Below are 15,066 nucleotides of genomic sequence, written 5' to 3' on the forward strand. Positions count from 1 at the left end.
ACCCCGGCGCGCTGCGCGAGTTCGGCGGTGGATACCGCGGCGTAGGGCCGCTCCCCGAACATTTCGATCGCCTTGGCCAGGATCTGGGCCCGGCGTTCGTCTGGTTCGAGGCGGCGCCGCCGGGCCGGCGCCCCCCCCCCCCGGGGGGGGGGGGGCGGGGGGGGGGGGGGGGGGGGGGGGGGGGGCCCCGGGGGGGGGGTGGGGGGAGAACCACAATGGGGCCCCCCGGGGGCGCCCCCCCCCGCCCCCACAATTGCGTCAACCCCCCACCCCCCCCCCGGCCCCCCCCCCCCCCCCCCCCCCCCCCCCCCCCCCCCCCCCCCCCCGGGGCGCGCCCCCCCCCCCCCCCCCACCCCTCGAGACGCGGAGCGTCTCAAAAATTACAGCCCGCCCCTTTGCGGATGGTCTGCCTTGATAGCCGTGGCAATGGGACTCCGCAGATGGTCTGCTCCGATATCCACCCCGAAGTCCCCGCCGCCCGCTGAGCAAGGGCCCAGGTAGAGGCGGTCGGGGCGACGGTGCCCGGGGAGGGGGACAACCAGCCGTCCCATGCCGAGACGGCGGTGGTTACCGCAGGACGCGGTGCCCGAAGATCCTCGACGCTGCGGGTGGTCGGAGTTCGTCCATACCCGGTGTCGCGGGTGCCGTTATGAAGTGCGGGGTGCCCGTCGGTAACGGAGTAGAGTCCGGGGCGGACGGCGGCACGCGCCCGCGCTCTCACCCGGCGGCCGAAGCGGCACTACCGGTCGGTAACATATACATCGACTTTCCACCCGGTATTCGCGGAAGTGAGGCAAGTAGATGACAGAGCGGAAAAAGGTCGGCGGGCTCGAGGTTGCCACCGTTCTCCACGACTTCGTCGAGAACGAGGCGTTGCCCGGCACCGGCGTCGATTCCGCCGCGTTCTGGGCCGGCGCCGAGCGGATCATCAATGAATTCGCTCCGCGTAACCGGGCCCTGCTGGCCGAACGCGACGAAATCCAGGGCAAACTCGATGCCTGGCACAGCGAGCACCCGGGCGCGAACTACGACCGCTCGGCGTATAAGCAGTTCCTCACCGAGATCGGTTATCTGCGCCCCGAACCCGCGGATTTCACGATCGGCACCACCGGTGTCGACGACGAGATCAGCAGCACGGCCGGTCCGCAGCTGGTGGTGCCGGTCAGCAATGCCCGCTTCGCCATCAACGCCGCCAACGCGCGCTGGGGTTCGCTCTACGACGCGCTCTACGGCACCGACGCCATCCCGGAGACCGGCGGCGCGGAAAAGGGCACCGGCTACAACAAGGTGCGCGGTGACAAGGTCATCGAATGGGCGCGTAATTTCCTCGACGATGCCGTCACCCTGATCACCGGTTCGCATATCGGGTCCACCTCGTACGCCATCGTCGACGGGGAGCTCGAGGTCGGCCTGGAGGACGGCACCACGATCGGCCTGGCCGACGCAGGCCAGCTCGTCGGCTACCTCGGCGACCCGGCCGCGCCCACCTCGATCCTGCTGAAGCACAACGGCCTGCATATCGAGATCCAGATCGATCCCGAATCGCCCATCGGCAGCACCGACACCGCCGGTGTCAAGGATGTCGTCATCGAATCCGCGGTCACCACGATCATGGACTTCGAGGATTCGGTGGCCGCGGTCGACGCCGACGACAAAACCCTCTGCTACCGCAACTGGCTGGGCCTGATGAAGGGTGATCTCGCCGAAGAGGTCACCAAGAACGGTAAAACCTTCACCCGCACCATGAACCCGGACCGCGTCTACACCGCGCTCGACGGTTCCGAGCTGGCGCTGCACGGCCGCTCGCTGCTGTTCGTCCGCAACGTCGGGCACCTGATGACCAGCGACGCCATCCTCGACGCCGACGGTAACGAGGTGCCCGAGGGCATCCTGGACGGCATCATCACCTCCCTCATCGCCAAGCATTCGCTGCGCCAGGATGTGGCGCTGTCCAACAGCCGCACCGGCTCGGTGTACATCGTGAAGCCGAAGATGCACGGGCCCGACGAGGTCGCGTTCACCAACGACCTGTTCGCCGCCGTCGAGGATGTGCTGGACCTGCCGCGCAACACCCTCAAGGTCGGCATCATGGACGAGGAACGCCGCACCACGGTGAATCTGAAGGCCTGCATCGATGCCGCCGCCGACCGGGTGGTGTTCATCAACACCGGCTTCCTGGACCGCACCGGCGACGAAATCCACACCTCGATGCTGGCGGGTCCGATGATCCGCAAGGCCGAGATGAAGACCCAGCGCTGGATCCTGGCCTACGAGGACTGGAACGTCGATACCGGGATCGCGGCGGGCCTGCCCGGTAAGGCGCAGATCGGTAAGGGCATGTGGGCCATGCCCGACCTGATGGCCGGGATGCTCGAACAGAAGATCGGTCACCCGAAGGCCGGCGCGACCACCGCCTGGGTGCCCTCGCCGACGGCGGCCACCCTGCACGCCACGCACTACCACCTGGTGGATGTGTTCAAGCGGCAGGCCGAGCTCGCCAAGGGCGGCGCCCGCGCGAGCGTCGACGAGATTCTGGAGATCCCGCTGGCGGCCGATACGAATTGGAGCGACGCCGATAAGCAGCAGGAGCTGGACAACAACTCGCAGTCGATCCTCGGCTACGTGGTGCGCTGGATCGATCAGGGTGTGGGCTGCTCCAAGGTCCCCGATATCTCCGATATCGCACTCATGGAGGATCGCGCCACCCTGCGCATCTCCAGCCAGCTGATGGCCAACTGGCTGCGGCACGGCGTGGTCACCACCGACCAGGTGATCGCCAGCCTGGAGCGGATGGCGCCGGTGGTGGACCGGCAGAACGCCGGTGACCCGGGCTACCGGCCGATGGCCCCGGATTTCGCCGGAAGTGTCGCCTTCCAGGCCGCCAAGGAGCTGATCCTGGAGGGCACCACGCAGCCCAACGGATACACCGAGCCGATCCTGCACCGCCGCCGCCGCGAGGCCAAGGCCAAGTACCAGTGAGTGCTGTTCGGTGATCGAAAAGTAGCTTCCGACAGCTCTTTTCGAACGGAGGCCCCGCATCAGGAACACCAGGTGCGGGGCTCCGCGATAGCTGGAGATCAGTGTGGATACCGGCTTTGCCACGCTCGAAACGGTCACAAAAACGGTCACACGCCGTCAGGCTGTCGTGTCGGAAAGCGATGCCTCACCAGCGCCGTAGCTGCTGCCCTCCTTGATGGGTACGGTCGTGGCGTAACGCGAGCGTGAGATTTGGTGGGCGGCCGACGGTGTGTCGCTCGGATACGGGGATCGGCCACTGCTTCAGCGGTCCACCGAAATGAGGCCCGTGCGCCGACCGCTTCCTGACCGGCACAGTCGCGCAACTCACCGAGCATGCTCTTCCAGCATGTCGTCACGTCGACACGCCGACGAATTTCCGTGGCAGCTAATCGTTGGCAATCTTAGAGGTGGGGCTGGTCCCTGGTTTCGGGCACCTGGGAGGCGTGGACGGCGGCGGGCAGCTCGGGCAGGCACCGATTCAACCCCTTCGGTAACGTGCCACGGTGGCGAGTTCGCCGAGTCCTCCGTCGCCCCCCGGTGCAGCGCGGCGTCGGCCGGCACCTGGACCGCGAATCGCGCGTACCAGGTAGGGCTGCCGAGTTCGGTCATTGTGCTAGGTGATCAGGCGAACGAGACGCCAAAACACAGCCGGGGGCACCTGTTCGAGTGCACTCTATGGGGCGCCTGCCCGCGCCGCGGCGGCACCCGATGGCGACATACCGACCGGGCCCGCGGCTGATCGAGGACGAATCCGCCGACGACGGCGCCCGGTATCGTCAGACGGCCGGTCCGGGCCGTTCGTCCGCTGGTGGCGGCGCCAGGCCGGGGAAGGTCCACCTGTGGCATAGCGCGGCTGGGGGAGCACACCGGATGCTGGGCGTAGGCGTTGGTGACGGCGTGCGCCGCGATCACGAAGGGCCGGAGCCGAACTCGGTGCACGGGGTGTTCGCCGTCATCGGGGAAACCGTCCGGATCAGCGCTTCCCATCAGAAACTCCCACCCGGCAATTCCACGAACTGCCCGGGCCGAGCTGCTCGGGTGAGGGCTACCGGCCGCCACCGGGACTTCGGCTGTCGCCCCCCGGGGGGCGGTGGGTCATCGACCGGTCGGTGCCGCACTCCCAGGTGTGACGATACGGACGACCTCGAACAGGTCGATCACGGGCAACTCGACGACGAGCGATGATTCCGTCCGGCGTGTGCTGAGTTCTCGACCGGCTACCAGTGCGGTTGCCCGCGACTCGCGGTTCGCTCCGTGGAGGAACAGGCGGCAGCCGCTGAGCGGAATATGCGGGCCGAACGATCGTCGGCCTGCGCCCGTGTGGTTGAGTATGTGCGCGACCAGGCCGGTGTCGTCGCGGCCGAGAATCAGTTCTGCTCGTTCCGGTAGGTCTGCGCTCACGGTGTGGTCGGCAAGCGGCTCGAGCACGCGCACCAGGTGATCTCGCACCTCGGTCTTGCCGAACTCGCGATAGGTGCGCCCGACGGTCCAGGGGATCATCGAGTGGACACCGGAACCGAAATGTGCCGCGGCGACGGCCGGTTCGCCGCTGGTCCGGTGGCCGTAGGCGAGTTCCGGCGGCCCCCAGGGCGCCTGGGCGAGTATCTGTCCGGTCGTGGTGACCGCCGGCTTCCAGACATAGCGGGCGTTCGCTCCGAATATCGGGACTATGGAACCCTCGTAATGGAACGCTGTTGCCTGGGGTTGTTCGTCCAATGTCGCGTACGTGGACCACAGATCCGGGCCGGACAGTGCTGTTCCGATCCGGCGCAGTGCCGGGCTGGAGGTCAGTTCCACCGTGCCTTCCGCAGTGACACCGCTGGTCCCGGTGGTGAGCAGGTTGCCGCCGCGTCGGACGAAATCGTCGAGCACCGTGGCGGTATCCGGCCCGATTGATCCGACGCCGGGGAGGACGATCAGCCGGTAGCGGTCGATGGCCGGCGTCGTCACATCGTCGATCGGCAGGACGTCGAACGGCAGCTGCCGCTCCTGCAGGGCGAGATAGACACCGCGGAACTCCTCGATCGAGTCCAAATAGGCGCCGGAGGCGCCGCGAGCCCCTGGTCGTACCAGGGCAATCGACGCTGCCGGGTGCAGGGCCGCATAGAGCTCGTGATGTGCGCGATGGAATCGTGTGACATCCTGGGCCAGCGAGACGCTGGTCATCGGGAGCCGGCCTGGTGCGCCGAGGATGTAGGTGGAGGGATTTCCCCCGCGTGCGATTGCCTGGATCAGATGCTGGGCGACGTGCTCCGGCTGCTCGGCCCCCATCCGGTACGTGGAGTCGATATGGGCCACCGTGTTGAGCACGAGCGGGATGTCCGGGCGGGCCGAGATATGCGCGCTGACCGCCTCCGCGGTCGCGTGTGGCCAGAAATCCTTGCCCGGCATCTGCAGGAAGGAATTGTTGCCTTCGTGGTACACGATCGGGGCGCCCTTGCGCAGGATCATCGCCAGGTCCCGATCGCGGATCGCCGTGTGGTGGTTGTACTTCCTCGCCAGCCCTGCCAGCGTTGTCTCCGTGTACCGGCGCCACTGTAGAAGGCTGGGGGAGCGATGGTCGTCGGGGAGCGGTGCGCCGCCGCTCATCTCCGCGAATCCTTGCAGGCAGGAAGCGCAGTGACATACGCCGTGGATTACCTGGCCGTAGTCCCGCTCATTGAAGTTGAACCAGTTGAAGAAGAAGCCGTCGACCGGGTAGCGGTCGAGTATCTCATCGAGGATGTCGAGCGCACGATGCTGGTAGTACTCCCCGGAGGGGCACGTGCTGTAAAGCCCTTGGTAGATCTGCGGTTGCCCACTGTGCGAGACGAACAGCCAGTCGGGATGGCGGGCGGCGGTTTCGGCGGAGACCTTGGACAGGTCGAGCCGGGCGAGCACCCGTATCCCACGCCGGTTCGCTGCTGTCACCGCGTCGCCCAGGAGGTCGCCGGAGGGACGCTGGTCGAGGAATGGGTTGCGCGCGTGGTACGGCAGGTCGGTCGGATAGAACGCGGTGATCCCGCCGGCATTGAGCAGCCAGGTGTCGGCCCCGTGCCGCTCGATGACATCGAGTGCAGCCGCAACGTCCATCGTGGCGTCGATGTCCTGGAGGTTGGTCTGGAAGACGGTGAACGGCTCCTGCCATCGACTGTGCGTGCCGTGGGCGGTGCTGACTGACATGCGGGTGAGCTCCTTCGCAAAACCTGCTGTGCGCGGCGTTGATCACGGGCCGGTCGCATAGTCGGCGTACTACCGTGGCGGACCGCTGAGGCGTCGCCGTCGCGTTACAGTCAAGCAGTGGTCCTTCCATTTGGCAACCGGATGCCAACACGGGTGGTGGAGGCTGACAAGTAATTTGCCGATAGTTCGGTGCAGATTCCCGTCTCGGCCGATCCGGATGGCAATCGGTTGACGGTCGGCCGGGATGCGTGCGACGGTGGTCCGGTCCGGGCAGCATTGCCTCTCGGGCGATGTCGTCCCGTTCCGCGATAAGTGTTTCGCCGAAGTCGTCACAAGGGTGGGTGTCGGTCCAATGCACAGTCGTCCTGCTGGTGGCGCCGTTCTCGATCGCGCAGTGCGCTCGGGTCCCGGAGCCGGAACCGTTGCACTGTTGAACTCCCTCGGTACGACACTGGAGTTGTGGGACGACGTGGTCGCGAGGCTGCGGGAGTCGTTCGATATCGTCCGCTGCGATCAGCGTGGGCACGGACGGGCCCCGTTGGGGGACGGCGTCGCCGGGATCGATGTTCTCGTCGACGACTTCCTGGCCGTCCTGGACCGCTTCGATATCGAGCGTGTCCATCTCGCCGGGGTATCGATCGGCGGAATGGTCGCGATCCGTGCCGCCGCCCGTGCACCCGAACGCGTCTCCTCACTGACTGTTCTGTGCAGTGCGGCCGTATACGAGCCGCAAGGGTGGATCGAGCGGGCCCGAGCCGTCCGGCAGGGCGGCCTCGAACCACTCGTGCCGTTCGTGATGGACCGATGGTTCACTGCGGAGTTCCGGCGCCGGGATCCCGAGATCGTCGCGGCGTATGCCGATATGTTGCGGTCGATCAGCCCGGAAGCGTACGCGGTAGGGTGCGATGTCCTCGCCGCCGCGGATGTGCGTGGCGATCTACCGAGGGTGTCGGCGCCGACAGTGGTTGTCGGTGGTGCCCGGGATATCGCGACACCGCCGGACGAACAGCGATTCATCGCCCGATCCATCCCCGGAGCCGGACTCGAAATCCTGCCTGGCGTGGGACATCTGGCCCCCGCCGCAGCGCCTGCCGAGGTCGCGCGAATCGTGGCGGCGAATGCCTCGGGTCGTCGCGCGGAGTCAGGATGACGGTGTCGTGGTGGAGCCGCGCTGGACGAATACAGTTTCCAGTGGTTTGTCGCCGCCCTCCGGTTCCTCGTCGTCGATCTGGGCGATGAGCCGTCGAACGGCCTCTTCGCCCATGGCGCCCAGCGGTGTCCGGATGGTGGTGATGGGCGGAGTGGTGAAATCGGAGCCGAATATGTCATCGAATCCGACGATGCTCAACCGCTCCGGAACGGCGATATCCGCGTTCTTGCTCGCCTGGAGCAGGCCGATGGCCATCAGATCGTTGTAGGTCACTACGGCGGTCACACCTGACGCGACGACGCGGCGGAGGCTCTTCCTGCCGCCTTCGGTTGTCGGTTCACCTGGCCCTATCTCGACGACGGTCATCGATCGCCGGGGAGCTTCGTCGAGCAGTGTTTCCCACCGCAGAGTGCTCATCCAGGAGTTCGCAGGACCGGACAAGAACGCCAGCGATCGGTGCCCGAGGTCGGCGAGATGGTCCAGGGCCGCCCGGATGCCCGGGAGTACATCGGGAACGATGCCGGTGACGCCGGGTACCACGCGGTTCACCAGCAGGACCGGACGTTGATCGTCGAGTCGCTGGATTTGATCGTCGCCGAGGCGCGAAGCGACCAGCACGAGTCCGTCGACCGAGGGGAGCAGCCGATCCGCTGTCTCCCACTCCAGCGCGGCGGTCTCCTGCGATTCGGCGACCACCAGGGTATAGCGCTGCCGGGCGGTGATCCGCTCGGCTCCTCGGACAAGGTCGAAAAAGACAGGATTGGTGATATCGGACAAGAGCAGGCCGAGCATGCGGGTGCGCCCGGTGGGCAGGGCACGGGCCAGGGGATTGATCCGATAGCCGAGAGCCTGGGCGGTGTCCCGGATATGCTGCGCTGTCTTGGCATTGATGCGGCCGGGCTTGTGCAGTGCGCGGGAGACCGTGGACGGGCTCACCTCGGCCGCTCGGGCGATATCGTAGATCGTCACATCGGCACCGCGGTTGCCGCCGGGGGTTCCACCGCCTGCCCGCCTGCTCGCAGCCACATCGTCTCCTCATCGGGTTCGGTCTTCCGGCCTCTGCCAGGATCTGTCGCATCGATAGCTCTCCGATTATGGCAACCGGTTGACCGAACAGCGCGCCCGCCACGGGCCGGGAGTTGTCCGTGCGGCGAACAGGGCAACTGGGCGCAACAGATTGCGGTACTGCGCTGCCGGTTGGTTCGGTGGGAACCGGCGCACTCGGCGACCGCCGAATCGCCGGCCGGACGGTGAGCCCGGTCGGCGATCAGTACGGTGAATTGGGAGAACATGCGATGACGAAGATCGGTTTCCTCGGCCTGGGGATCATGGGCGGCCCGATGGCGGCGAACCTGGTAGGGGCCGGTTTCGATGTCACCGGCTACAACCGGAGCCTGGCCAAGGTGGACCGTCTCGTCGCGGCGGGCGGTAAGGCCGCCGGCTCGATCGCCGAGGCAGTCCGCGGCGCCGAGGTGGTCATCACGATGCTGCCGGACTCCCCGGATGTCCGGGAAGTGGTGCTGGGCACCGAGGGTGTGCTCGCCCATGCGTCGCCCGGTGCACTGCTGATCGACTGCAGCACCATCAGGCCCGATGTGTCGCGCGAGATCGCCGCCCGGATCCGAGCGGTGGATGCACCGGTTTCCGGTGGGGAACAAGGTGCCGTCGACGGGACCTTGTCGATCATGGTCGGCGGCGCGGACGCGGACTTCGCCACTGCGAAACCGGTTCTGGACGCCGTCGGCGGCACGGTCGTGCACGTCGGCGCCGCCGGCGCGGGGCAGACCGTCAAGGCCGCGAATCAACTGATCGTCGCGGGCACCATCGAACTGGTCGCCGAGGCTCTGGTCTTTCTGCGAGCCCACGAGGTGGATACGGCGGCGGCGATCCGGGTACTTGCCGGCGGGCTGGCGGGCAACCGGATCCTCGACCGCAAAGCGCAGGCCATGGCCGAGCGCCGGTTCGAGCCCGGCTTCCGGGTCGATCTGCACCACAAGGATCTCGGGATCCTCCAGTCCGCGGCCCGGGAAGCGGGAGTGGCAATTCCGCTCGGAGCCGTGGTGGCTCAGCTCATGGGTGCCCTTGTCGCCCAGGGCTACGGCGGCCGGGACCACGGCGCGCTGATCGATCTGGTCACCGTGTTGTCCGGGCACGAGCTGCCGCGGGCCGGCCGCTGAACCGGGTGCGTCGCGCCCACCGCGATGTGTGGGCGTGGCGCACCCGGCGGGTGACGACTATCCCGCGGCCGTTCCGGCGATCCCTGTCGCGGGCGGCCGCAACGACCACGGATGTGAACCGATTCCTATCCGGTAGAGCCGGTTTCGGCCAGCCGTCGGCGCTCTTCGCGGCGGCGTCGCTGCTCGACCGGATCGGTGACGGGCGCGGCCAGGAGCAGGCGCCGGGTGTACGGATGTTCGGGGGTGCCGGTGACGGTGGTGGCCGGGCCGGTTTCCACGATATCGCCGCGGTAGAGCACGGTGACCCGATGGCTGATATGCCGGATGACGGCGAGATCGTGGGAGATGAACAGGTAGGCCACCCCGGTGCGCCGCTGGATATCGACGAAGAGGTCGAGCACCCGCGCCTGGGTCGACAGGTCGAGTGCGGAAACGGGTTCGTCGCAGACGATGAGCTTCGGCTCGGGAGCCAGCGCCCGGGCGATAGCGATGCGTTGCCGCTGGCCGCCGCTGAACTCCCGGGGTAGGCGCTCGGCGGAGTCGGCCGGCAGCCCGACCTGGTCCAGCAGTTCGGCGATGCGGGCCCGGGCGGCGGCCGGTTCGGTGCCCTGCACGACCAGCGGCTCGCTGAGAATATCGCCGATCGTCAGGGAGGGGTTGAGGGAACCGTACGGGTCCTGGAAGACCACCTGCAGGTCGCGGGCCAGCGCTCGCCGGGCGGTGCCGCCGAGAGAGGTGATGTCCGCACCGTCGAATCGGATACTTCCACCGCTCGGCCGTACCAAGCCCAGTACGGCACGCCCGATGGTGGTTTTTCCGGACCCGGATTCGCCGACCAGGCCCAAGGTCTCACCGGCAGCGACGGTCAGCGACACCGCGTGCAGCACTTCGACCGGCCGGGCACGGAATCCGCGACCCGGAAAGCCGACGCGTAGATCGTTCACTTCGAGGAGGGAAGTCATCACGCTCACTCACTCCGCAGCCATGGCGGTCGGGATGGTTGTCTCGTCAGCTCCACCGGTGGGTGGATCGGTGCGTACCACGCTGCCGTCGAGGATGGAATCGAGCAGCATCCGGGTGTATTCGTGCTGTGGCTCGGTGAAGAGCGTGCGGGTGTCTCCGGATTCGACGATCTCGCCGCGGCGCATCACCGCCACGCGATCGCACAGGTCGGCCACCACGCCGAAATTGTGGGTCACCAGCAGTACTGCCATATCCAGTTGTTGCTGTAGGTCCCGGAGCAGATCCAGGATCTCGGCCTGCACGGTGACATCGAGCGCGGTGGTCGGTTCGTCGGCGATGAGTACCCGGGGCCGGGACGCGACCGCACCGGCGATGAGAACGCGTTGCGCCATACCACCGGAGATCTGGTGCGGGTAGCAGGAGAATGTCCGCTCGGGGTCCGGGATGCCCACTTGGCCCAGCAGGGCGATAACCCGTTTGTGGGCTGCTCGGCGCGACATCGGCGTAGCAGCACGCACTCCCTCGGCGAGTTGCGAGCCGATCGTGACCGAGGGGTCGAGATTGGTCATCGGCTCCTGCGGCACATAGGCGATATCGCGTCCGCGTACGGCACGAAGTTGTTTTTCGCTGCGGCCGAGCAGTTCGTACCCGTCGATCATGACGGATCCACTGGTGACCACCGCCTCGGGCGGGAGAACACCGAGGACAGCGAAGGCGGTCTGGGTCTTACCGGAACCGGATTCGCCCACCAGCCCCAAGGTTTCGCCGGCGTCGAGGCTGAACGAGACGCCGCTGACCACCTCTCTGAGCTCACCGGACGGCGACGGATAAGCGATGGTGAGATCCTGTACCGTCAACAGCCCGGACGTGGTGGGCATATCGTCGTTGTCGAGGGCGGGTGGACGTCGCGCGCCCGCTATCTTGACGGGTTTGTGGCGGGGACCCTCCAAGGTGTCGCGCAGGGCATTGCCGAATAGCACCAGCGACGCGGTCATGACGCCGAGAGCCAGGCTCGGCCAGACGAACTGGAGTGGCTCGACATACAGGTTGACGAAGCCGTCGGCGATCATGGCGCCGAAGCTCGGCACCGAGCTGGAACCGACACCGAGGAATGCCAGTCCCGCCTGTACACCGATGGCGGATCCGGCGAGGAAGGCGGTGGCGATGATGATCGGCCCCCGGACCACGAACAGTACGTGCCGGGCCAGGATGCGCCGGTCCGGCAGCCCGGATACCCGCGCGGCATCCACGAACAGTTCGTTCTTCACACCGAGCACCTGATTGCGCGTGATGCGGTACACCGCGGGCGACAGCAGCACGCCGAAGATCGCCATGGTGGCCCGGAAGTCGCCCTGGGTGACCGGCATGAGCACGATCAGCAGCAGCAGCCCGGGAAAGGTCATGATCAGGTTGAACACCCATTCGGTGACCACGCGGGTGCGGGTACCGAAATAGCCACCGACGAGGCCGGAGCTGACCCCGATGATCAGCGCGATACTCGTGCCGATGAGCGCCGATACCACGCTGGTGTTGATCGAGTGCAGCAATCGCGCGAACATATCGCGCCCGTTCTGGTCGCCGCCGAGCGGGAAGCCGGGTGTCCCGATATCCGCGTTGACCGCGTCCAGGGAAGCGAAGTTCGGGTCGTGCCCGGCCAATACGGGGGCCGCCAGGCCGAGTGCCACGAAGACGAGGAGGATCCCGGCGGTGGCGACGGCCTGCGGATCGCCGAGCAGTCGCCGGACCGTGCCGGTGCGAGTTATCGGTTCGTCGGTGGTGGCCACGCCGGTGGGGGGAAGTGCCGCGTTCAATGGATCCTCGCCTTCGGGTTCAGCCAGCCGTTCACCAGGTCCACGGTCAGGTTGATGCCCACGACCAGCAGCACGGCGAACAGCGTGATGCCCATGATGACCGGCACGTCGCCCTGGACGGCCGAGGTGAAGGCGTACGAACCGAAACCGGGCATCGCGAACACGTTTTCGATGATGAGCGCCCCGCCGAGCATGGTGATGAACTCCAGCGAGAGCACTGTCAGCGCCGGCCCGGCGGCATTACGCAAGGCATGCCGCAGCACCACCGACCGGGTGGAGATACCCCGGGTGCGCAGGGTGCGGACGTAGTCCTTGCGCAGTTCGTCGATCATCGCGCCGCGCACTTGCGCGCTGAGATTGGCGATTCCATTGATGACCAGCACGATCACCGGAATGGTGATGGTGGCCGCCCAGCGGGCGGGATCCTCGCTGAAGTGGGTGAAGCCGGTGGCGGGCAGCAGCTTCAGTTCGATGGCGAGGACGTAGACCAGGATGATCGCCAGCAGCAGATTCGGCAGCAGCATTCCGGTCAGGGATACGCCCTGCGCCATGCGGTCGATCGCGCCGCTGCGGGTGGCCGCCAGGACACCCAGGGCCGCACTGACGACGGCGGTGATGACCAGAGCGACCACGACGACGGACAGCGTCACGCCGAGGCGGGTGGAGACGGCCGGTCCGACCGGTTCGCTGGTGAAGTAGGAGACACCGAAATCACCCCGGATCGCGTGACTCAGCCAATCGGCATACTGCACCAGGATCGGGCGGTCCAGCCCCATAGCGGTTTTGCGAGCCGCGATGGTCTCCGGGGTTGCGGCGGGGCCCACGACTCCGTGCACGATACTGTCGAACGAGCTACTCAGCAGCACATAGGTGATCAAGGTGACCAGCACGGCCAGTACCGAGCCGATTGCCAGCCGCCGCAGCGCGTAGAGGACCATGCCCGATCACGTCCCGATATCGAACTGTCGTACGGAGCTCAGCCCCCGCGCGCTGAGCGCCACGAACTCGATGCCCGTTCTGGTCACCCAGTTGACGGTGACGTGCAGTAGGGGCGCATCCCACGCGTATCGCACGGTGAACGCATTGATCTCCTTGGCCAGTTCGTCGGCACGCTCCGGATCGAGCGCCCGGTTGAACTGATCGATCAGTGCGGTGAGCTCCGGCTCGACGGTGTGGAAAGGATTACGTGCGTGCTCCGGTGCGAATCCCTGCAGTTCACGAGGAAACGGGGCGGCGGCGTCGATGGCGAGCACCAGGGGGAATCGTTTCGACGCCACGGCGGCGGGTGCCTGCTGTTGCGGTATCGGCTCCCAGTTCACGGTGATACCGATGGCCGCCAGTGATTGGGTGACGGTAGGGGCGAAAGGCTTGGCATGAGCCGTTTCCGGCATCGTCACCGCAAACCCGTCCGGGTAGCCCGCCTCGGCCAGGAGCCTCTTGGCACCGGCGACATCGAAGGCGTACTCGTTCGCCAACGCGGGATCGTAGGCCGGCCCTTGTGGGCTGAAGGTCTGCACCGTGGGTTTGCCGGATCCGTGGATGAGCTGTCCGACAATTTTCGTGCGATCGAAGGCCATGTTGATCGCCGCGCGGACGCGTTGATCGGCAAGGGCGGGAACCAGTTCGCCTTTTCGATCGGCAATGATCAGGCTGACCAGCGAGGCACCTTCGACCGGAGTGACCTGGAAGCCGCTCGCTTCGAGTCGGGGCAGGTGCGTGACCTCGACGGAGCCCGCATTGAGTTCACCCGCCTGAAGGGCGTTCAAAACGGCCGTACGGTCGGGGATCACGCGGACCTTCACTGTGGCGAAGGGATACGCGTCGGCGTTCCAGTAGTCGTCGCGGCGGTTCAGCACATAGGTCGTCCCGTGCACAGTCTGCGCGGTATCGAGGGTGTACGGCCCGGAGCCGACCGGGTTCAAGGCTGTGCCGGGCCGGTCGATGGTTGCCGGATCGCCGATTACTCCCGGTCCCATGGCAAGTGCGGGCAGCAGACCGGCGTCGGGCCGGGCGAGTTCGAGGACGACGGTGCGATCGTCCGGTGTGCGGACGGCTTCGACCACGTCCAGCCAGTTCTGCATCGGCCCGGGCGTCGCCTTGGTGCGCTCCATGGTCGTCTTCACCGCGGCCGCGTTCACCGGGGCACCGGAACTGAAGGTCATGCCGGCGCGCAGGGTCAGGGTAACTGTACGAGCGTCGTCGCTGATCTGCCAGCTCTCGGCCGCGTTGGGCTGTAGTTTTCCATCGTTGTCCAGGTACAGGAGGGTGTCGAAGATTCCCGACCACACGTAGGCTTGCTGGCCCTCCACCAGCTGTGCGGGATCGAGGGAGTTCGGTGCGCCCTGGACCGCGAAGGCGAGTGTCGCGTCGCCCGAGGTCGCCGAGGGGCCCGAGGCTTGGTCGACACCGCAGCCGGCCACCGCGGCCCACAGGAGCCCGGCGACCAGTACGGCCGGCAGGCGCGGGCGGCGGCGCGAGCGAAGTGATTGACAAGACATATACGAACTTCCTTGTTCTGTGATGTGTGTCAATTACGCGGCCCACAGCGATAACCCACAAGCGGTTGCCATGGGTTGTCACCGCGCTCGATCGCTTCGGAATCGGGCAGTCCGGCGCATAGTCTCTAGTGACCTGCCTGGAGGTTATCCCAAATCGGAATTATCATTCGCAGTTTTCGAGAGGGGTATTCTCGAACCCAGGCAGAAGCGCCCTCCGGGCTGCCGCTGTAGCGGGGCCGATCCTTGCCGGCCGCCGGCCACGAGGGCCGGTGCGGTGGTCGCGCCCA

10 protein-coding genes are annotated in these 15,066 nt (G+C 66.8%); 3 read left to right on the plus strand and 7 right to left on the minus strand.

All coding sequences use genetic code 11. The features are described 5' to 3' along the window. The coding region (locus tag QH196_RS32535) for a TetR family transcriptional regulator (protein WP_432279488.1) at window positions 1-353 on the minus strand (353 nt) is incomplete at its 3' end. 448 nt (window positions 354-801) lie between these two features. On the opposite strand from QH196_RS32535, the gene QH196_RS13800 reads away from it, so the two are divergent. Continuing rightward, window positions 802-2,979, plus strand: coding sequence for a malate synthase G (locus QH196_RS13800; RefSeq protein WP_280416181.1), 2,178 nt, complete (start codon window positions 802-804; stop codon window positions 2,977-2,979). Between the two features lie 1,134 nt (window positions 2,980-4,113). Here the strand turns inward: QH196_RS13800 and QH196_RS13805 are convergent. Then, complete coding sequence (locus tag QH196_RS13805) at window positions 4,114-6,180, minus strand: alpha-amylase family protein (RefSeq protein WP_280416182.1); 2,067 nt, start codon at window positions 6,178-6,180, stop codon at window positions 4,114-4,116. A 352-nt stretch (window positions 6,181-6,532) separates the two neighbouring features. Here QH196_RS13805 and QH196_RS13810 point away from each other — a divergent pair, with 352 nt between their 5' ends. Continuing rightward, entirely contained in the window at window positions 6,533-7,330 is a 798-nt protein-coding gene (locus tag QH196_RS13810; protein ID WP_280416220.1) for an alpha/beta fold hydrolase, read from the plus strand. Here QH196_RS13810 and QH196_RS13815 read toward each other — a convergent pair. Then, on the minus strand, window positions 7,322-8,356 hold the full coding sequence (locus tag QH196_RS13815; protein WP_280416183.1) for a LacI family DNA-binding transcriptional regulator: 1,035 nt from the start codon (window positions 8,354-8,356) through the stop codon (window positions 7,322-7,324). The genes QH196_RS13810 and QH196_RS13815 overlap by 9 nt on opposite strands. Window positions 8,357-8,625: 269 nt before the next feature. On the opposite strand from QH196_RS13815, the gene QH196_RS13820 reads away from it, so the two are divergent. Beyond that, window positions 8,626-9,507, plus strand: coding sequence for an NAD(P)-dependent oxidoreductase (locus QH196_RS13820; protein WP_280416184.1), 882 nt, complete (start codon window positions 8,626-8,628; stop codon window positions 9,505-9,507). Window positions 9,508-9,632: 125 nt separating this feature from the next. On the opposite strand, the gene QH196_RS13825 is transcribed toward QH196_RS13820, so the two are convergent. The 4 genes from QH196_RS13825 to QH196_RS13840 are packed head-to-tail and all read right to left on the minus strand — an operon-like array spanning window position 9,633 to window position 14,779. Continuing rightward, a complete protein-coding gene (locus QH196_RS13825) occupies window positions 9,633-10,469 on the minus strand; it encodes an ATP-binding cassette domain-containing protein (RefSeq protein WP_280416185.1) in 837 nt (278 codons plus the stop codon). 9 nt (window positions 10,470-10,478) lie between these two features. Next, complete coding sequence (locus QH196_RS13830; protein WP_280416186.1) at window positions 10,479-12,281, minus strand: dipeptide/oligopeptide/nickel ABC transporter permease/ATP-binding protein; 1,803 nt, start codon at window positions 12,279-12,281, stop codon at window positions 10,479-10,481. Next, window positions 12,278-13,219: an ABC transporter permease gene (locus QH196_RS13835; RefSeq protein WP_280416187.1), complete on the minus strand. Its 942-nt coding sequence runs from the start codon at window positions 13,217-13,219 to the stop codon at window positions 12,278-12,280. The genes QH196_RS13830 and QH196_RS13835 overlap by 4 nt, the downstream gene beginning before the upstream one ends. 6 nt (window positions 13,220-13,225) lie before the next feature. Beyond that, window positions 13,226-14,779, minus strand: coding sequence for an ABC transporter substrate-binding protein (locus QH196_RS13840; protein WP_280416188.1), 1,554 nt, complete (start codon window positions 14,777-14,779; stop codon window positions 13,226-13,228). Window positions 14,780-15,066 lie beyond the last annotated feature (287 nt).

This window comes from Nocardia carnea, from assembly GCF_029868325.1.
Classification (GTDB): domain Bacteria; phylum Actinomycetota; class Actinomycetes; order Mycobacteriales; family Mycobacteriaceae; genus Nocardia; species Nocardia carnea_C.